Origin of the sequence: Pedobacter sp. L105, from assembly GCF_009765875.1 — a bacterium.
Lineage (GTDB): Bacteria > Bacteroidota > Bacteroidia > Sphingobacteriales > Sphingobacteriaceae > Pedobacter.
The window spans coordinates 102,382-121,938 of sequence record NZ_LMUP01000010.1 but is presented as its reverse complement, the minus strand read 5'-3'; the positions used below and the strand labels follow the sequence as shown (position 1 = coordinate 121,938).

General features: G+C 41.2%; 20 protein-coding genes. 14 read left to right on the top strand and 6 right to left on the bottom strand.

Features of this window, described 5'->3' with window-relative positions:
* Nucleotides 1–54 precede the first annotated feature (54 nt).
* The 11 genes from GSQ84_RS21900 (at nt 55) to GSQ84_RS21850 (ending at nt 13,521) form a co-directional block, all read left to right on the top strand.
* A complete protein-coding gene (locus GSQ84_RS21900; RefSeq protein ID WP_158799509.1) occupies nt 55–558 on the top strand; it encodes a redoxin domain-containing protein in 504 nt (167 codons plus the stop codon).
* Complete coding sequence (locus tag GSQ84_RS21895) at nt 551–1,084, top strand: DsbA family protein (RefSeq protein ID WP_158799508.1); 534 nt, start codon at nt 551–553, stop codon at nt 1,082–1,084. The genes GSQ84_RS21900 and GSQ84_RS21895 overlap by 8 nt, the downstream gene beginning before the upstream one ends.
* Before the next feature lie 79 nt (nt 1,085–1,163).
* The gene (locus GSQ84_RS21890) at nt 1,164–3,758 is read left to right on the top strand and encodes a phosphatidylglycerol lysyltransferase domain-containing protein (protein ID WP_158799507.1); all 2,595 of its coding nucleotides are present in this window, start codon (nt 1,164–1,166) and stop codon (nt 3,756–3,758) included.
* A 4-nt stretch (nt 3,759–3,762) separates the two neighbouring features.
* A complete protein-coding gene (locus GSQ84_RS21885; RefSeq protein WP_158799506.1) occupies nt 3,763–5,199 on the top strand; it encodes an AcvB/VirJ family lysyl-phosphatidylglycerol hydrolase in 1,437 nt (478 codons plus the stop codon).
* A 51-nt stretch (nt 5,200–5,250) separates the two neighbouring features.
* Nucleotides 5,251–6,444 (top strand): anhydro-N-acetylmuramic acid kinase, encoded by a 1,194-nt coding sequence (locus GSQ84_RS21880; RefSeq protein ID WP_158799505.1) that lies wholly within the window; start codon nt 5,251–5,253, stop codon nt 6,442–6,444.
* Nucleotides 6,445–6,452: 8 nt separating this feature from the next.
* Nucleotides 6,453–8,219 carry a serine hydrolase gene (locus GSQ84_RS21875; RefSeq protein ID WP_158799504.1) on the top strand — a complete coding sequence of 589 codons (1,767 nt, stop codon included), beginning with the start codon at nt 6,453–6,455 and terminating at the stop codon, nt 8,217–8,219.
* Nucleotides 8,220–8,371: 152 nt separating this feature from the next.
* A complete protein-coding gene (locus GSQ84_RS21870) occupies nt 8,372–9,742 on the top strand; it encodes an NAD(P)/FAD-dependent oxidoreductase (RefSeq protein ID WP_158799503.1) in 1,371 nt (456 codons plus the stop codon).
* Nucleotides 9,743–9,759: 17 nt separating this feature from the next.
* Complete coding sequence (locus tag GSQ84_RS21865) at nt 9,760–10,434, top strand: response regulator transcription factor (RefSeq protein WP_158799502.1); 675 nt, start codon at nt 9,760–9,762, stop codon at nt 10,432–10,434.
* The gene (locus GSQ84_RS21860) at nt 10,434–11,687 is read left to right on the top strand and encodes a sensor histidine kinase KdpD (protein WP_158799501.1); all 1,254 of its coding nucleotides are present in this window, start codon (nt 10,434–10,436) and stop codon (nt 11,685–11,687) included. Before GSQ84_RS21865 ends, GSQ84_RS21860 begins: the two co-directional genes overlap by 1 nt.
* A gap of 60 nt (nt 11,688–11,747) precedes the next feature.
* Complete coding sequence (locus tag GSQ84_RS21855) at nt 11,748–12,932, top strand: aspartate aminotransferase family protein (protein WP_174238683.1); 1,185 nt, start codon at nt 11,748–11,750, stop codon at nt 12,930–12,932.
* A 58-nt stretch (nt 12,933–12,990) separates the two neighbouring features.
* The gene (locus GSQ84_RS21850) at nt 12,991–13,521 is read left to right on the top strand and encodes a GNAT family N-acetyltransferase (protein ID WP_158799500.1); all 531 of its coding nucleotides are present in this window, start codon (nt 12,991–12,993) and stop codon (nt 13,519–13,521) included.
* Here GSQ84_RS21850 and GSQ84_RS21845 read toward each other — a convergent pair.
* Nucleotides 13,518–13,883, bottom strand: a complete 366-nt coding sequence (locus GSQ84_RS21845; RefSeq protein ID WP_158799499.1) for a PleD family two-component system response regulator — start codon at nt 13,881–13,883, stop codon at nt 13,518–13,520. The genes GSQ84_RS21850 and GSQ84_RS21845 overlap by 4 nt on opposite strands.
* 152 nt (nt 13,884–14,035) lie before the next feature.
* On the opposite strand from GSQ84_RS21845, the gene GSQ84_RS21840 reads away from it, so the two are divergent.
* Nucleotides 14,036–15,034, top strand: a complete 999-nt coding sequence (locus GSQ84_RS21840; RefSeq protein WP_158799498.1) for an aldo/keto reductase — start codon at nt 14,036–14,038, stop codon at nt 15,032–15,034.
* An 81-nt stretch (nt 15,035–15,115) separates the two neighbouring features.
* On the opposite strand, the gene GSQ84_RS21835 is transcribed toward GSQ84_RS21840, so the two are convergent.
* The 3 genes from GSQ84_RS21835 to GSQ84_RS21825 are packed head-to-tail and all read right to left on the bottom strand — an operon-like array spanning nt 15,116 to nt 15,878.
* Entirely contained in the window at nt 15,116–15,340 is a 225-nt protein-coding gene (locus tag GSQ84_RS21835) for a hypothetical protein (RefSeq protein WP_158799497.1), read from the bottom strand.
* Between the two features lie 4 nt (nt 15,341–15,344).
* On the bottom strand, nt 15,345–15,701 hold the full coding sequence (locus tag GSQ84_RS21830) for a hypothetical protein (RefSeq protein WP_158799496.1): 357 nt from the start codon (nt 15,699–15,701) through the stop codon (nt 15,345–15,347).
* A 27-nt stretch (nt 15,702–15,728) separates the two neighbouring features.
* Nucleotides 15,729–15,878, bottom strand: a complete 150-nt coding sequence (locus GSQ84_RS21825) for a hypothetical protein (protein ID WP_158799495.1) — start codon at nt 15,876–15,878, stop codon at nt 15,729–15,731.
* Nucleotides 15,879–16,039: 161 nt separating this feature from the next.
* Between GSQ84_RS21825 and cls the strand changes: the two genes are divergently transcribed.
* Nucleotides 16,040–17,500, top strand: coding sequence for a cardiolipin synthase (cls, locus tag GSQ84_RS21820; protein ID WP_174238682.1), 1,461 nt, complete (start codon nt 16,040–16,042; stop codon nt 17,498–17,500).
* A 13-nt stretch (nt 17,501–17,513) separates the two neighbouring features.
* On the opposite strand, the gene GSQ84_RS21815 is transcribed toward cls, so the two are convergent.
* Complete coding sequence (locus tag GSQ84_RS21815; protein ID WP_158799494.1) at nt 17,514–17,711, bottom strand: hypothetical protein; 198 nt, start codon at nt 17,709–17,711, stop codon at nt 17,514–17,516.
* Nucleotides 17,712–17,714: 3 nt separating this feature from the next.
* Complete coding sequence (locus GSQ84_RS21810; protein WP_216849011.1) at nt 17,715–17,918, bottom strand: DUF3606 domain-containing protein; 204 nt, start codon at nt 17,916–17,918, stop codon at nt 17,715–17,717.
* A gap of 436 nt (nt 17,919–18,354) precedes the next feature.
* Here GSQ84_RS21810 and GSQ84_RS21805 point away from each other — a divergent pair, with 436 nt between their 5' ends.
* Nucleotides 18,355–19,524 (top strand): esterase-like activity of phytase family protein, encoded by a 1,170-nt coding sequence (locus tag GSQ84_RS21805; RefSeq protein WP_158799493.1) that lies wholly within the window; start codon nt 18,355–18,357, stop codon nt 19,522–19,524.
* Nucleotides 19,525–19,557 lie beyond the last annotated feature (33 nt).

The following is a 19,557-nucleotide window of genomic DNA, read 5'->3' as shown; positions in this document are numbered from 1 at the left end:
GGAAAAACAAAAGCAATTACCGGTTGTTCTGAAGGTAATATAAAGAACAAGAAGATGAGCGAATTATTACAAGCCGGTACAACTGCACCTGAGTTCACGCTTCAGAGTGCAGCAGGAAGTTCTGCAGGCGATCAGGCAGATCATGTTAAATTAAGTGACTTTAAAGGTAAAAACGTTATTCTGGCTTTTTATCCGGCCGACTGGAGTTCAGTATGCGGTGATCAGCTTACCCTGTACAATGAGGTGCTTGCTGTGTTTGAAAAATATAACGCAGAATTTTTAGGGATTTCTGTAGATGGTGCTTTCTGCCATCAGGCTTTCCGGGAAAACAGAAACTTTAAACTAACCCTTTTATCAGATTTTGAACCTAAAGGAGCAGTAGCTAAACAATACGGTGCTTACAGGGAAAAAGATGGTTTCACAGAACGTGCGCTGTTTGTAATTGATGGCAAAGGAATTATCCGCTGGAGTTTCCTTTCGCCGATAGAGGTAAATCCAGGTGCCAACCATATTATAGAAGCCTTAAAAGAAATTCAGGGAGAACAAAAAAATGATTGATAATGCAAATGATTTAACCATTGCGGTTAGTAAAAAAGACCATATCCAGGGCAGTTTAGATGCGCCTATAGTTTTGGTAGAATACGGAGATTTTGAATGCGTGCATTGCGGACGTGCCTATGGTATACTCAAAAAGATTCAAAAACACTTTGGTAAAGACCTCGCCTTCGTATACCGAAGCTTCCCGCTTGCCGAAGTACATCCACATGCCCAGCATGCTGCAGAGGCCGCAGAGGCCGCTGATGCCAGTGGTAAATTCTGGGAATACCACGATCTTTTATTTGAACACCAGGACGCACTGGACGATTCTTATCTGGTAGATTATGCCAATGAACTGAAGATCCCTGAAAATGATTTTGTAGCTGCAATGGAAAAAGAACAATATGCGGATAAAGTTCAGGACAGTTTTATGGGCGGAGTAGAAAGCGGGGTAAATGGTACACCTTCCTTTTTTATAAACGGCAGCAGGTATGATGGCGACTGGGAATATGAACCTTTTATGGAGTACCTGAGTAGTTTAAGCTAATTTTTCCGCTAATGTCTTAAATGAGGAGAATTGTTATACTTTTGTCAGTTCTTACCTTTCAGAAACGTGACGCCCATTTATGAAATTCCCAACTCAATATAATCCGTTACCTTTTATACGCGAAAATTATAAAACCATTGCCAGTTATCTGTTTACCATATTTTTTATTGGTTTAGGCATATGGTATATCGATCACGAGAAAGGAGAACTTACACAGGTTAAACACCTCGTGTTCACTTCAAGATGGGACTGGGTCACTGGAGGGATAATTTTAAGCATCATCTATTTATTTGTCCACGGTTTAATGTATAAGGCTTCCTTTGCATCCGTGGGCAGTAAGGTGTCCCTGGCAGACTCTACCACGCTTTACCTCAAAAGGAACTTTGTAAGTGTTTTTTTGCCTGCGGGAGGCGTTTCTTCACTGGCTTTCTTTAGTGGGAATATCGAGAAAAAGGGTGTTTCAAAATCGCAGATCAACTTCGCTTCTTCCATTTATGGTTTTGTAGGGATTCTTTCTGTAGTAGTTATTGCCGTCCCGGTATTTATCTACGCCATTATTGAAGGAACTATCGGCACACAGGAATGGTTTGGCCTGATCGCCGTTTTTGTATTGATAGGAGGTATCTACTTAATTTACAGATCTATTGCTACCAATGGTAAACTCTACCAGCTGATTGTAAAATACATACCGATGGTGGATGTGTTTCTTGGGGAGTTCAGGGAAAACAAAATAGAACGGAAGAGCTTTATCCATACTTTTCTGTTCAGCATGCTGATCGAGATCATTGGTATTACACACATTTATATTGCGATGGTGGCTTTAAACCTGCCTCCGTCGTTAACCATAGCCACGGTAAGTTATATCGTAGGCGTTATATTTCTGATTATTTCGCCATTTTTAAGGGGTTTAGGTGCGGTCGAAGCATCCATGACTTTCATGCTGATTAAATTGGGTTATTCTGATGCTTCAGCAGTAAGTATTACTTTCCTTTACCGTTTTATGGAGTTCTGGATACCTCTGCTGATTGGTGCTTTAAGCTTCCTGCTGAAGATCAATAAACTGCTGATGCGTATTGTTCCGGCATTACTGATCTTAGCGCTGGGCATTGTTAACGTTGTTTCAGTATTAACACCGGCGATTCCGGAAAGGCTGGTCTTTTTACAGAACTTCCTTCCCGTTTCGGCCATTGCAGCATCCAATTATTTTGTACTGGTAGCAGGTTTATTCTTGCTGGTTACCGCAGCATTTATGCTGAAAGGCTTAAAAATGGCCTGGTATTTTGCCCTTGCTCTGTGTTTGCTGTCGCTGATCGGTAACCTTACCAAGGCGATTGATTATGAAGAAGCCTGTTTTTCACTGATCGTTATCGTCGCCCTGATCACTTCCAGAAAAGAATATTACGTAAAACACAATTCAAGGTTACGTTTTCTGGGGATACAAACCATGCTTTTAAGTATCGGAGGTGTTGTTCTATATGGTATCATTGGATTTTACTTCCTGGATTCGAGGCACTTTAATGTAGATTTTAGTTTTGTACAATCGGTAAAGTATACGCTTGAAAATTTTGTGCTGGTAGAAAGTGCAGACCTGGTACCGCAGGATGCTTTTGCCAGGGGATTTTTGCTGTCCATCAACATCAGCGGTTTCCTTTCTATTGGCTTCCTGGTCTATACACTGATCCGTCCTTATATTATTAAAGATGTAACTACTCCTGAAGAATTTGCTTATGCAAGGCAACAGGTAGAAAAACATGGCAACTCTGCCATGGATTACTTCAAAACTTATCAGGATAAACTGATCTACGAGACCCCTGAAATTGAAGGTTTTATCTCTTACAGGATAACAGGGAATTTCGCTGTCGTATTGGAATCACCAGTCACGGCACCTGAAAACCAGAAAGCCCTGATCAAATCTTTTGATAAGTATTGTTTTGAAAGCGGGGTGAAAAGTTTCTATTACCGCGTAGCCGAAGAAAACCTGGCACCTTTTATCGCCTCTGGTAAAAAAAGATTGTACTTAGGGCAGGAGGGAGTGGTGGATCTGACTACTTTCACCCTGGATGGCGGCAACAGGAAATCTATAAGGAATGCCCTCAAAAAGGTATCTGATCAAGGGTATAAGAGTAAACTCTATATCGCACCGATAAAAGATGGTTTATTACAAAAAATCAAAAATGTATCTGATGAATGGCTGGCTGAAACGGAACGTGAAGAAATAGTTTTCTCTCAGGGCATGTTCATCTGGGACGAATTGAAAAAACAAACCATCATTACGGTAGAAAATTCAGAAGAGAAAATTGTGGCTTTTCTCAATGTGATCCCCGATTATGCCGAGGGCGAAGGAACTTACGACCTGATCCGGAAAACCAACGATGCACCAAATGGGGTGATTGACTTTATCTTAGTGGAACTGTTCAAATACCTGAAAGCGATTAATTGCACGTCAGTAAATCTGGGTTTTGCCCCTCTATCAGGATTGGATGATCCTAAAAACCTGACAGAACGTTCCATGAAGTTTGCTTATGAAAAGATAAGATCTTTCTCTCATTATAAGGGATTAAGAGATGCAAAAGATAAGTTCTCTCCGGTTTGGCATAATAAATACCTGGTATACGATCAGGATTATGACCTGATACAAGTGCCTGCAGTATTATCAAAAGTGATTAAACCATAATTTAATGAAGCGAATACTTCTACTATTAACGCTGTTTTTTGCGTTAAGCAGTTCAACCTATGCGGTAACTATAGATTCCCTTACTTACGGGATTTTTGGAAAAGTCATTGTTTATCATCCTGTAAAAACACCTACATCGGTAGTGCTTTTTGTTTCTGGCGACGGAGGCTGGAAAGACGGGGTGATCAATATGGCGAAAGATATTGCCAATCAGGGTGCACTGGTTTTGGGGATAGATGCTAAAACTTATAAAAACGGATTGGCCAGATCAAAAGCAGAGTGTTATTACCCGGCGGCAGATTTTGAACGGATCAGTTTAATGATCCAGAAAAAGTACAAGCTGGTCACGTATTCCAAGCCCATCCTGGTAGGTTATTCCTATGGAGCCACTTTAATCTACGGCATACTGGCGCAAGCACCCGCCAATACTTTTAAGGGAGCTATAGCCCTGGGCTTTTGTCCCGATATAGAAATTAAAAGACCTTTGTGCAAAGGAAGCGGTTTAACCCAGCACGTACTAAAGCCGGGTGTATCTTACTGGCTGGAAAGAACTGAAAGTCTTACGGAACCATTTATAGTATTAAACGGTTTTAAAGATCAAACCTGTCCTTATACGGCTACCGCAGCCTTTTTAAAAGGAATGCCAATGGCAGAACTGATCGACCTTCCCAAAGTAGGTCATGGTTTTTCTATTGCTGATAACTGGCTGCCACAGTTCAATGAGGCTTTCCAGAAAATATTAAACACACAATCTTTTGCAGAGCGTAAGCAGGCAGAAAATGTAACGCTAAAAACACAGCCGGTTACCCCTTATGGAAATAACCTTCCTTTAATTGTTATTCCTTCCCCAAAGAAAAGTAATCTCCCTATGGTATTGATGATCTCCGGTGACGGAGGATGGACCAGCTTTGACCAGTCGCTGGCCGAAGCAATGGCAGAAAAAGGACTTTCTGTAGTTGGCCTGGATGCACAGAAGTATTTCTGGAACACCAGAACACCCAATCAAACTACAGAAGACCTGAGCAAGGCTATCTTACATTATGCCGCGCAGCTGGGTAAAGAGAAGTTTGTACTTGCCGGTTATTCTTTTGGTGCGTCGGTAGTTCCTTTTGTTGCGGCACGTTTTGAACCGGCTTTAAAATCGCGTCTGGCAGCCGTGCTGGCCTTATCACCAGATGTAACGGCAGATTTTGAAATCCATATCCTGGATATGCTAAGCATAGGTGATGAAACACCCGAAACCTATAACGTTTTGCCCGAAATGAAGAAGATGAAAACTATTCCTGCTGTTAGCTTTTTTGGCAAGGCAGAAGGAAATGAGATTCCTGAGAAGTTCGAGCAGGCAGGTCTTAAGGTAGACATCATTCCCGGCGACCATCACTTTGACGGCGACTTCCAGGGTATAGCCAATGCATTTCTTAAATTTATTCCGCAGCAATAGCATTTTTAAACTACAGTCTGTATATTCAGCCAGCAAATCAATTGCTTCATAATGAACGATCAAATTTCAAAATTAGCACAGATTGCTGACGCACCTTCCAGAATCATTATTGGCCTGATGTCTGGTACCTCAATGGATGGGCTGGATATTGCCTTGTGCAAATTTACAGGGATGGGGCTGGAGACAACAGTTGAGTTACTACAATTCACCACCGCCCCCTATGAAAAGCAGTTTAAGGAAGAGCTAAAAGCTATTGCCTTTAAAAAAGAGGCCGATCTGCAAAAGGTAACCCTAATGAATGCAGTGATCGGTTCTTATTCTGCAAAGCTGATCCTGGCCGCACTGCATAAATGGAAATACCCTGCCGAATCAGTAGACCTGATTGCCAGCCACGGGCAGACGATATTTCATGCACCGATTTCACTCCATAAACTGGCCTCTTTTCCAAATTCAACTTTACAGATAGGTGACGGCGACCATATCGCCGTAGAAACTGGAATCATCACGTTAAGCGACTTCAGGCAGAAGCATATTGCTGCCGGTGGTGAAGGCGCCCCGTTGGCTATCTATGGAGACCATCTTTTGTTTTCCAGCAACTCAGAAAGCAGGATATTGCTTAATATAGGAGGGATAGCTAACTTTACTTATCTCCCGGCCGGAAGAAATGCGGGTCAGCTGTTCTCTACAGATGTAGGCCCTGGAAATACCCTGATGGATCAGTTTGTACAGCACCGCTACCCGGGTAAATATTATGATCAGGATGCGGCACTGGCAAAATCCGGAACCGTAAGTGAAACACTGGTCAGGGAACTGATGAATACAGCTTTTTTTGATCAGCCTTTTCCAAGAACCACAGGGCCAGAATTGTTTAACCTGGCTTACCTGCGTGCAGCGCAAAAAGCAGCCGGGGAAGAAGAGCTGTCCAATGAAGATATATTGGCTTCATTAAATGAATTTACTGCCAGAACCATCATCGGTGCAATCAGAAATTCTATCAATGAACAGGACTTTGTGATCTACCTGAGTGGTGGCGGAATGCATAATCCACTGCTGGTGCAGAAACTGAGCGAGGGGTTAGGACTCCCACTAAGGGATACCGCTGAATTAGGTATCAATCCCGATGCTAAAGAAGCAGTGCTCTTTGCTTTACTGGCGAATGAATGTGTAGCAGGCGGACAAACCGATTTTGGTTCCCGTCCTGGTATGCCCAATATAACAATGGGTAAGATCAGTCTCCCTAAATAAATAACCTTATGAAATTCAATCCCGCTTTTTTACTCCTGTTCCTGTCTTTAGGCCTGGCCAAACAAGCAGGCGCCCAGAACCATGCAGATAACGTATTGTGGCTGCAGCATGAAAAACAGGTAGAAGCTCGTACCGTTTTGCTGCACAATGAAAATCACCTGGTGCCTTTTGTTCAACTGGAACAGCTTTCTGCTGCAAGTGTTAACCTGGGTGCATCACATGGAGCTCTTTTTAACGCCTTGTTGAATAAATACTGTAAAGTTGATTCGGTTCAGGCTGAGCATCTTTCAGATTTAACCGGTTATCACCATTTAGATGACGACCTGAAGTTATACCAGACCATCATTGTTCAACTATCTGCAGCGGGTACCTTCAATGCGCAATTATTTGGTTTCCTGCAGGAACTGGAAAAAACGAAAAAAGTGGTGGTAGTGATTTCGGGTAAGCAGGATCACACCGCTTTTTTTAGCTCTTTTCATTCACCAGTACTCTGGTGTAAGGACGATACACAGGAAAGTGCTTCGGCACTGGGCCAGATGCTCTTCGGCGGAATTGGTTTAAACGGCAGCCCGGCTATTCGCTTAAAATATTCCGTACCCGAAGAGGCTGGCGTAAACCAGCATTACCTGGATAGCATTGGTATCATCATGAAAGAAGCCATTGCAGCAAAAGCAACGCCTGGAGGGGTAGTGATGGTATTAAAAGATGGCAAGGTGATCTTTCAGCAGGCCTTTGGCAAACAAACTTATACCGGCGACAGGGAAATGAGAACCAGTGATATTTTCGATATGGCCTCCCTGACTAAAACTTCGGCCACCACGCTGGAAGTCATGCGGCTCGTAGAAGAAGGAAAATTGAGTTTGGACAGCGCCATCAGTAAATACATTGTGAGGGCGAGGGATATCACCGATAAAAAGAATATCCGCGTAAAAGAAGTAATGCTGCACGAAGCAGGATTTACGCCTTTCATTGCTTTTTATAAACAGCTAAAACCCGGGGATATGAGTGCATTACGCTCAGCAGCTTATCCTACCGAAGTAGCTGATAATTACTTTATCCGAGCCAATTATTATAAAGATATCATGTGGCCGGAAATGCTGGAAAGTAAGATCATTACCAGAGGTAAGTTTGTATACAGCGACCTGAGCATGTATTACATGAAGGAAATTGTAGAGAAAGTAACGGGAATAAAAATGAACGATTATCTGGACCAGCATTTTTACTCTCCATTGGGGATGCAAACAGCAGGGTTTTTACCCCGTAACCGTTTTGCTAAAGATAGAATTGTACCCACAACAGAAAATGACGGATGGTTTAGGGATATGCTGGTACAGGGTTTTACAGATGATCCCGGTGCAGCAATGGCCGGAGGCGTAGCAGGTCATGCAGGATTTTTCGCTGCATCAAATGACCTGGCCATTTTATATCAGATGCTGCTTAACAAAGGTAGCTACGGTGGGCAGCAATATTTCAAAACTGGCACCGTAGAGCTTTTCACTTCCGGCCAATCGAAAGTAAGTCGTCGTGGTTTAGGTTTCGACCGTAAAGATCCTGATCCTGCCAAAGGTTATCCATCTTACCTGGCTTCATCCAAAACCTTCGGCCATACGGGATACACCGGTACCGCGGTATGGGTAGATCCAACAAAGAACCTGGTGTACATATTTTTATCCAACAGGGTCTATCCCGATGTGAAGAGCGATGCACTGCTAAAAATGAATATCAGAAGCAGGATACAGGACGTCATATACAGGGCAATTGCTAAGGGAAATTAGCTTTAAAAAGCGCTGAAAAGTTGACGGGAAGTAAACATTTACTGTATATTTTACTTTTGTGGCCATGTATTAAAACATTCCCTTACTTTTAACTGTCCTTAGAGCTGGAACAACCGGAGAGTTGTACTGGAAGATGCCATTAACGATACATTATGCACAAAAAAATAGTTATTATTGGAGGAGGGTTCGGCGGGATCAACCTTTCTGGGAAACTTGGAAATAACAAAGATTATGAGGTAACACTCGTAGATAAAAATAATTACAATTTTTTTCCCCCATTGATTTACCAGGTAGCAACCGGTTTTCTGGAACCGTCGGCTATCAGTTATCCGTTCCGTAAACTTTTTCGTAAAAAAGACAATCTGCGGTTCAGACTGGGTGAACTGCTTAAAGTAGTTCCTGAATCTAACCAGATTGTATTGACCAATGGAACTGTAGATTATGATATACTGGTTTTTGCCTGTGGAGCAGAAACCAACTATTTCGGGATGGAAAACGTAAAGAAAAATGCCATTCCTATGAAAACCGTAGGGGACGCTATACAAATGCGGAACAGGATCCTGACCCATGTGGAAGAAGCTACGATGTCAGCTAATCAGGAAGATATTCTGGAAAATTTAAATATTGTCGTTGCAGGAGGAGGACCAACCGGAGTAGAAATATCAGGCATGTTCGCCGAAATGAGTGCCAATATCGTGCATAAAGATTATCCCGAAATTAAACACACCGGTGCAAAGATTTACCTGGTAGACGGCGGATCTGCAGTGTTGAAACCCATGAGTAAACAGGCTCAGGAACATACCTACGCAGCATTAACAAAATTAGGAGTAAATATCATCCTGAACACGCATGTAAGTGATTTTGTAGACAACAAAGTAATTTTCTCTGATGGCAGACAAATACCCACTAAAAACCTGATCTGGGCGGCAGGGGTAAGTGCGATGAAATTTGAAGGAATACCTGATACCAGTTATGGCAGAGGGAAAAGATTGTCTGTTGATGCTTACAATAAAGTAGAGGGATTTGACAATATATATGCTATCGGGGATACTTGTATCATGACCAGTGATCCTAACTATCCGGACGGACACCCTCAACTTGCACAGACTGCCATTCAGCAAGGTAAAAATCTGGCAGAAAACTTAAAACTTGCTGTTGAAAATAAACCTTTGCGTGCTTTCTCTTACAAAGATCTGGGTACCATGGCCATCATTGGCAGAAATAAAGCCGTTGCTGATCTCCCTCATCCCGAACTGCACCTTAAAGGTTTTATCGCGTGGTGTGCCTGGTTATTTATCCACCTTGCTTCCCTGATCTCTTATAGAAACAGGTTAAATACATTGTATAATTGGATGGTCGCCTATTTTTCTAAAGACCAGTCTTTAAGAATGATCATCAGACCTGTAGATTACATTGAAGAGAAGAAAAAAATTGATGATATAAAAGCCGAAATTAAAAAAGAGGAAATTGCCGTAGCTGCTACTGATAATAACAATGAGCAGGGGAAGTCTAATCTGGTTTAATTCCTTATATTCATTTAATGAAGATTTTATTAGTTGAGGACGAACAGGCTTTACGCGACAGTATCATCACCTATTTTACAGAAGAAGGAAGTATCTGTGAAACTGCGTCCGATTATCCATCGGCCCTTGCAAAAGTTAACTTGTACAGTTACGACTGTATCGTCCTGGATTTGACCTTACCCGGAGGCGATGGCATGGAAGTACTGCGCAGGCTAAAAGACCTCAATAAAAAGGATGGTGTGCTCATTATCTCTGCACGTCATTCCCTTGATGATAAATTATCCGGGCTAAATCTCGGTGCAGATGATTACCTGGTGAAGCCCTTTCACTTGTCGGAATTAAAAGCCAGGGTAACGGCTATTGTCCGCCGTAAGAGCTTTGATGGAAATAACTCTATCATCTTTCATGAAATCAATATCGACAGCCTCGCCATGAAAACCCGGGTGGGCGATCATACCTTGAATTTAACGCGTAAGGAATACGATCTGCTGATCTATTTTATTGCGAACCAGAATAAGGTAATTACCAAAAGTGCTCTCGCAGAACACCTTTGGGGTGATGAAATGGATCTTTCAGATCATTTCGATTTCATTTACACCCATATTAAAAATTTAAGAAAAAAACTACTGGAAGCCGGTTGTACAGATTATATCAAATCAATGTATGGTGTAGGTTATAAATTTGGCGCCTGATGAAGTTAGCACAAAAATACAACAGGGCAAATTTGTATACTTCCCTGCTCATCCTGGTATTAAGCGGCGCAGTTTACTACTTTGCTATTCATTATATCCTAACTCAAAAATTAGATCATGATCTGAAGATTGAAGAAGAAGAGATTGTAGCTTACGCAAGGAAATACAAAAAATTGCCTATACCCAATGACTTTAAAGATCAGCGCATCAGTTATGAACTGTTGGAAAAAGGGGCACAGCGGGAAAGGTATTATAGCCACAACCTTTATTTTAAGCCCGATGAAAGGGAAGCTGAACCGGGACGGAGCCTGATCACCACCATCAGACTGGAAGGTGATATTTACAGGGTAAGCATTACCAAATCCAGCCTGGAGGCAGAAGACCTGGTCAGATTGATCTTCCTGATCACTTTAAGCGTGATCGTTATTCTCTTACTTAGCTTAATGGTAATCAATCGGTTCCTGCTCAATAGTTTATGGCGACCATTTCATGAAACGCTTAAACATCTGAAAGCATTTAACCTGGCAGATGCCAATGAATTTTCTGTGCAACCTACAGAGATTGATGAGTTTGAAGAGTTGAACCAGTCTGTACTGGTGATGGCCAAACGTGCAAGACATGATTATAAAGAGCTAAAGAGTTTTACAGACAATGCTTCGCATGAAATGATGACGCCACTGGCGGTGATCAATTCTAAGTTAGATACGCTGATACAAACCGAAGCTTTATCAGATAAACAGGGCGAATTGATAGAAGACGTTTATCTTGCGGTGAGTAGGCTATCGAGACTTAACCAGTCGCTGTTATTACTGGCTAAAATCGAAAACCGCTTGATAGAAGATGAAGAGAAAATTGAATTTGGAGCATTGATTAGTTTAAAAATCAGGCAGTTCAAAGAGCTTCTGCAAGCCAATTCCATTCAGGTGATACAACAGCTGGAGTATAGGGAAGTGTACATGAATAAACACCTGGCAGATATCCTGATGAATAACCTGATCAGTAATGCAATCCGGCATAATAACGACCATGGTAATATTACGATCCAGCTTAACCAGGATGGTCTTAGCGTTTGTAATACAGGTTCGCCTATTGCATTGGATGCCAGCAAGGCCTTTGAGCGTTTTTATAAAGATGCTTCTTCCGAAGGTAGCGGATTAGGCTTAGCCATTAGCACCCAGATTTGCAACTTATACGGCTTTAAGCTGGATTATCTCTATGTAAACCCCCAGCACATTTTTAGGGTAGAATTTTAAATCAATAGGGCTTTATTGCTTAAATTATAAATAGTTTTGTGGCAAATTAAGGAAACCGAAATGATCAGCCATAAAGAACTCTTTTTGCTCAACAATGCACAGACATCAACCAGCCCCAATATGCTGGAACCGGATCATGCCGAAGGTATGTATGTATATGATGTGAACGGCAAAAGTTATATGGACCTGGTATCGGGTTTTGCTGTTAGTAATATCGGCCACAGACACCCTAAAGTACTCGATGCCATCAGGGCGCAGCTGGATAAATACCTCCATCTTACTGTATATGGTGAATTTGTGCAGTCGCCCATGGTACTTTTTGCACAAAAACTGATCAGTGTTCTTCCTGAGCAGCTCAACAATGTTTATTTCGTAAATTCAGGAACTGAAGCTACAGAAGGGGCATTAAAACTGGCTAAGCGTTTTACCGGCAGGTCTGGCATTATCTCTTGTTTTCATGCTTATCATGGCAGTACACATGGGGCGCTGAGTGTAATGGGAAATGAACATTACAAACAGAAGTACCGTCCTTTATTACCGGATATAAGTTTTATCCATTTTGGAAAGGAAGAAGACCTGCAGCTGATCACAGAAAACACGGCTTGTGTAATTATGGAAACGGTGCAGGGAGAAGCAGGCATCAGGGTTGCTTCCACTGAGTATATGTTAAAACTAAGGGAACGCTGTACAGCGATGGGCACCTTGTTGATCCTTGATGAAATACAAGCTGCATTTGGGCGGACAGGTAAGCTTTTTGCTTTTGAACATTATGGGATTGTTCCGGATATATTATTGCTGGCTAAGGCTTTAGGTGGCGGCATGCCAATTGGTGCTTTCATTGCCGACCGGGAAGTTATGGGGGTGTTAAAGGAAAATCCGATTTTGGGACATATTACCACCTTCGGTGGGCACCCGGTGTCAAGCGTAGCCGGGCTGGCCAGTTTAAATGTTATCCTGGATGAAGACCTGGTAGCAGGTGTAAAGGATAAAGGGGATTTATTCCTTGAGCTGCTGGTTCATCCCTTGATCAGAGAAGTTAGAGGAATTGGTTTAATGATGGCCATGCAATTGGATACCTTTGAACAGGTAGAGCGCGTCAGCAAGCTCTGTGCAGCGGAAGGGGTGATCATCGACTGGTTCCTGCACTGTGAAACGGCATTACGTATAGCGCCGCCACTGATCATCACTGAAGAGGAGATCCGAAAAGCCTGCGGCATTATCCTGCAGGCCCTGGACAGGCTATAAGAATTAGAGATTTTAACTCAGGCCGATAACCTGGGCAAAACCAAATTTAATCAATGACATGAGCGAAGTGAATAAAGATTTACAATTTATAAAAAGCACTACCGAAGATATAGATGCTATTTTCGGTTTTTATGATGATGCCATTGCCTTTCAGAAAACCGTTTTTAAAACGCACTGGAAAGGATTTGAACGCAGCCTGATAGAAAGGGAAGTGGCAGAAGGCCGTCAATGGAAAATTATAAAGGATGGAAGGATTGCCTGCATATTTGCAGTGGAATTCTCCGACCCTTTGATCTGGAAAGAAAAAAATGGTGATCCATCCATTTACCTGCATAGAATTGTAAGCCATTCTTCTTTCAGGGGAAATAACTTTATGCTGGCTATCGTAAAATGGGCTAAAGATTTTGCCAAAGCAAATTCACTGCAATTTATCAGAATGGATACCTGGGGAGATAACCCTCAGCTGATTAATTACTATGTAAAATCAGGATTTCGCCATGTAGGATTTACTACACCAGAGCGTTCACCTGATCTTCCTAAACATTATGAAGGCATCGATCTGGCACTATTTGAGCTGACTGTCGATTAAGAAGCCAGCTGAAAATATACTTTATCTATTAAGTCACCAATATCAAAGGGTTTGGGCAGAAAATCATTTGGCCCAAATTCTTGGTTTTTAGTCGATTCAGCGCCTTCATGTCCTGAAATCAGGATGATGGGAATATGTTTCAATTCTTCGCTTTCTTTAATGGCCCGGCAGATATCTCTTCCATCAACGCCATCCAGCTGTATATCCATCAGAATCAGATCGGGTTTTTCTCTGGAAATGGTCTTTAAAGCATCCTGACCGCTGGAAAAGGTGGTTAAATCCCAGTCTACAAAATCAAGTACAGATTCCATTGCTGTTAATATCTCCTGGTCGTCATCAAATATTACTATTTTCTTGTTCATTCTAAATTATCTTTCTTTACGATTTATTTCTACGACCAATTCTGTGCCAGTATTATTGAAGCGGATGAAGGTTTGTCAGATTTAAGCATTAATAACTGAATGTTATAACAATCAAATAACTTTTGTGTTCATTTAAATAAAGAATCTTCAGCATGTCATATAGAACAATAGGAAAATCAAATCTAAAATTAAGCGCGATAACTTTCGGTGCATGGGCCGTTGGTGGCTGGATGTGGGGCGGGTCAGATACAAATGATGCTATTGAAGCGATGAAGGCCGCATACGACCACGGAATTACTTCTATCGATACTGCACCGGCATACGGACAGGGCGATAGTGAAATATTAGTGGGTGAAGCCATTAAAGGAATTCCCAGGGATAAGGTACAGATCATGACCAAGTTTGGTATGCGCTGGGACCTGCCGGATTTTAAAGGGCCCGTTCACTCTGTATCGAAGGATAATAACGGAAATGAAATTAAGACAGTAAAATACGCTGGAAAAGAAAGCGTAATTTATGAAGCCGAGCAAAGCCTGAAAAGATTAAAAACAGATTATATCGATCTTTACCAGATCCACTGGCCGGATGAAACCACACCCATGGACGAAACTTTCGAAGCGGTGATTCGATTGCAGGAGCAGGGTAAGATTATTGAAGCAGGAGTGAGCAATTACAATGCTGCTCAGACAGCCGAGGCGAAAGATCTTGTTAACCTGGTATCTAATCAGGTTTCTTATAGTGTATTGCGCAGGGAGATTGAAGATGAACTGGTTCCTTATGCCCTGAAAAATAACATCAGCATTATTGCTTACAGCCCACTGGAACGTGGTTTGCTAACAGGGAAGATCACTCCCGGGTACAAATTCAATGAAGGCGATCATCGTGCTACCCGTTCCTGGTTTATTGGAGATAACCTGGTTCATGTTAATCACTTCCTCGATCAAATCAGGCCGATAGCAGCAGATAAGAAGGTAACACTTGCCCAATTATTATTACGCTGGACGATAGATCAGCCCGGTATTGCTGTAGCATTGGCCGGTGCACGGAATGCGAAACAAGCGATTGAAAATGCTGCCGCTATGCAGCTAAACCTCAGCGCACATGAACTCGATCAGATCAAACTGGCTGCCGAAGCTGTTAAATTAACTTAGTGCGTTTTCCTTATACGCCTGTGATCAACACGAAAAACCGGAATGATGTTATTGTCTAACCGGTTTTTCTATATCAAATGGTTATTTCCCTGTTTTTTTCTTTTTTTGAGTTTTGCCAGTAGGAGCATCACTATAACTATTTGTCTTATTTTCAGATACGATTGAGGATAGCGGAATAGAATCTGGAGTTTTACCTATTTTTTTATAGGTGGCAATAGCCTCTCTGAATAATTCCTTGTCCTGATCACTTAAAACGGATGGCGCGATAATAAAATCCACGCCTTTTGGTTCTTTTATATATCCCATTGTCTTATATATTTATTGTTGAGTAATATTTATTTATCAAAAAAAATGCACTTTCAGGATAGATGATCATATTCTGATCTCCAATATGAGTTGCACCCAACCTTTCTACATAGTGATTTACTAAATTCGTTTTTGACTTAAAACCAATGATGCCATCATTACCATTATCGAAGGATAATTTGCAGCAATAAGCAATCAGATTGCCGCCTACTCCTTCATAACGTTTTTTAATTCCAAAGTTGAGTGGTGAACTCTCTATCAAATGTAAGTAAATGTGGTCTATTTTATCTGTAATACTGATTAAACCCTGTAGTTCATTATTTGTAACCGTAATCAACTTATATACTGTTCTATCATCCATCCTTGATTCTTTTTTTCAATGAAACTTTCATCCGTATTTTTTATCCACATACAATAGATCATTTTTATTTGCCGGGTTAACTTCTGTTTGAAAACTTTCTCCGGAGAGCTTATTGACGATGCTATTGGTTAGCCTGTCAATTTCAATTTCTATACTGTAACAATCATTATTCTTCATACCACAAATTTACGTAATTTATTTAATATAGAAAATATTTACACATTTATTTTATAATTATTTAACTAATTGTTTCATTTAAACTACAATATACCTAATATTTGTATGTTTTCATGCCAATTGATCCATTTCTTTTTTTACATTTGGTTATACAGAACCCTATGCAAGAAATAAGCTGGATACTTTTATTAGAGATTCTTTATGTACTCGCAGTGATTGCTACCTGTCTGCGGATCATTTATGATACCCGCTCTACTTCTAAAACGCTGGCCTACCTGATGCTGGCCGTATTCTTACCCATTTTAGGGATTATCATTTATTTCTGTATCGGCACTAATTACCGCAAGCGCAAGTTGTACAGTAAAAAGATCGTTCAGGATGAACAGATGCAGTTAACAATCAGGGAACAGATTTACACGGAATCAAAAAAAATATGGGATACCGTTCCTGAAGAAATCCTTAAATACCAGAAACTGGCAAAGCTATTACTTAATGATGGCACCAGTTACCTGAGCGGAGGTAATGAAGTGGATATCCTGTTTAATGGAGAACAGAAATTCCCCGAAGTGATCCGCTCCCTGCAGCAGGCCAAAAATCACATCCATATAGAATATTATATTTTTGATGATGATGAGATTGGAAATACGATCAAAAATATACTGATAGATAAGGCAAAGGCAGGAGTGGAGGTAAGACTGATCTATGATGATTTTGGCAGCCGAAGTATCAGAAGAAGGGTAATTCCGGAACTAATTGAAGCAGGTGTACAGGCTTATCCTTTTTACAGGGTTTTGTTTATCGCATTGGCCAACAGGATCAACTATAGAAATCACCGCAAGATCATTGTGATTGATGGCTGTGTAGGTTTTACCGGAGGGATCAATGTGAGCGACCGTTATATTAACCATAAAAACCGCCCAAAGCAAGTGTATTGGCGGGATATGCATGTGAAAATAACTGGTAGCGGTGCCTATTATTTACAATACCTGTTTATCTGCGACTGGAATTTCTGTGCCGACGAAAACCTGGAGCCGAGGCCAGACTTTTTCTGCGAGCAGAAAGAAACCGCTGGAAATGCTATTGTGCAAATTGCTGCAAGCGGTCCGGATTCCGATAATCCCACCATTTTATTTTCACTGATCCAGGCTATAGGCATGGCAGAACAAGAAATTTTAATTACTACACCTTATTTTATACCCGGTGAAAGCCTGCTGGACGCAATGGTGGTTGCCGCTTTAAGCGGGGTAAAAGTCGTCTTACTGGTACCGGGATTATCAGATTCGGCGATGGTGTCGGCAGCAGCAAGGTCTTACTTTGGTGAACTCATGCGTTCTGGTATAGAGATCTATCAATATCAGAAAGGATTTATCCATGCCAAGACCATGGTTTCCGATCAGCAGCTGTCTGTTATTGGTACAGCTAATATGGACAACAGAAGTTTTGAACTAAACTTTGAAGTCAACAGCGTGATTTATGATCACCATACAGCGGTGGAAATGACCAGGATATTCTACAAAGACCTGGAAGATGCTACCCGGATAGATCCGGAGGCATGGGAGCAAAGGGCTGCTTATAAACAACTGCCCGAAAAATTGGCCCGTTTATTATCGCCTCTATTATAAAAAAATAGCTGATCTATTTTCTCCCGAAAATCTCTTTCAGGTAGTAATAGATCAGCAGTATGATGATGACAGTAATCAGTGCAGACATAATGCCTGCAACCAGCCCCAATGCCAGGTTAAATAATGGAAAAACGATATATTTAACCACAAAGTAGGCGATTACCAGCATCGCGGCAATAATTAATATACTGCCCAGTTTAAATTCCCTCATCAATTAAAAAGGATATTTATTTCTGATATATAACTCTACTTCATCAGCTACGGTAGTACCGGATGCTTTTACGGCGTTAGCTAATAACTCAGGGCTCACACCAAATCTCTTCGACCAATATTCTACATCATAATATTCAGTCAGGTCGATACTGGTTCTGTCTGGCATTCTCATTTCGTTTTTATCGTAATAGGTATGTCTGAGCATATTCATAGGGATTAAATAGTTCTGGTGAATCTTATAACAATACTTATGCCTAAATTTAATAATTAATTTTTTTAAAAATCGCGTCAAATGTTACGATCCTGTTAAAGAAAACAGGTTTTTTCTGATAATATTTGCGCCTGCTTAACGTCAGCTTAACAAAATGACGGAAATTATTTTATATGTTTTGAAATCTAGCTTAAAATGAAATTTATTGTATGTTGATTTTCAATTATTTACAAGATTTTATTTTTTAATGTGACATTTTACATCAGGTCTCCATTTGGATATACCAGAGCAAAATTATTTGATTAGATATCTTTATCTCCCATCACTAAAAATCCAGAAAATTGTTGCTTTTTCTGCAATCATTAAAAGATAAATTGAAATAAACAGTGCAGCGGGAGTATATTTGTCTCCTGTTATCAAAACATATTACATGGTTCGTATCAGCAGTCATTTCCGCACAAGCTTAATCTTATTATTTGCAGTATTGGTTTTAAGTGGCTGTGCCAGTAGAAATGTCGCTGTAAAACAGCCAGTTCTTCTTACCAGCGTAAGCCAGTTAAAATACCTTAATACCTATGTGTTGCCTTATAACCAGGCTTTTGCCAACACTACAGTAGGGGGGCTTTCCAGCATAGATTTTGATCCTAAAAGTAATACCTATTACTTGATCAGCGACGATCGCTCGCACATTAATCCGGCAAGGTTTTACACGGCCAAAATTGATATTTCTGCGAAAGGAATAGACCAGGTAACTATTACCGGAGTGCATACCATGCTCCAGAAAGATGGCAGTTCTTATCCTCAGCTGACCAAACATGCCACCAGAACTACCGATCCGGAAGGGATGCGTTACAATGGAATTACGCATCAGCTCACCTGGACAAGTGAAGGTGACCGCATTGTTTCGCCCGAAGATACCACGCTGATTGATCCGACCATTACGGTGATCTCCACTAATGGTAAATATATAGACAGTATTCCCCTGCCAGATAATTTAAGAATGAGATTGACTGAAAGTGGCCCCAGGAGAAACGGCGTGCTGGAAGGACTAACATTTGCAAATGATTTTAAAACGTTGTTTGTTAACCTCGAAGAACCTTTATATCAGGATGGCCCGCGTGCCGGCCTGGTGCGTAATAAGGCTTTTGTAAGAATATATCAGTTCGACCTGAAAAACAAGAAGAACACCGCTCAGTATGCCTATGAGCTGGAGCCTATAGCCCTGCCGCCGGCAAAAGAAGGAGCAGAAATTAATAATGGCATCCCTGATATTCTCTGGTTAGGGGATGATCGGCTATTGGTTACTGAACGTGCCTATTCTGGTGGAAAGGGAACCAATCTGAAAGTGTTTATGGCAGACCTGAAAGGTGCCGATAATATCATCAACCTGAAATCCATGATCAAAACACCAGTATCGCATCCTATAAAAAAGAAGCTGCTGCTAAATATGGATGATCTGGGTATCTATATCGATAATATCGAAGGGGCAACCTTTGGCCCAAAATTGCCCAACGGACATCAGACATTGATTTTTGCCGCTGATAATAATTTCAATCCAAAAGAAGAAGCTCAGTTCATGATTTTTGAAGTGATTCCTTAATAGTTTCGGCAGGAGATGATTTTGACAAGAGGG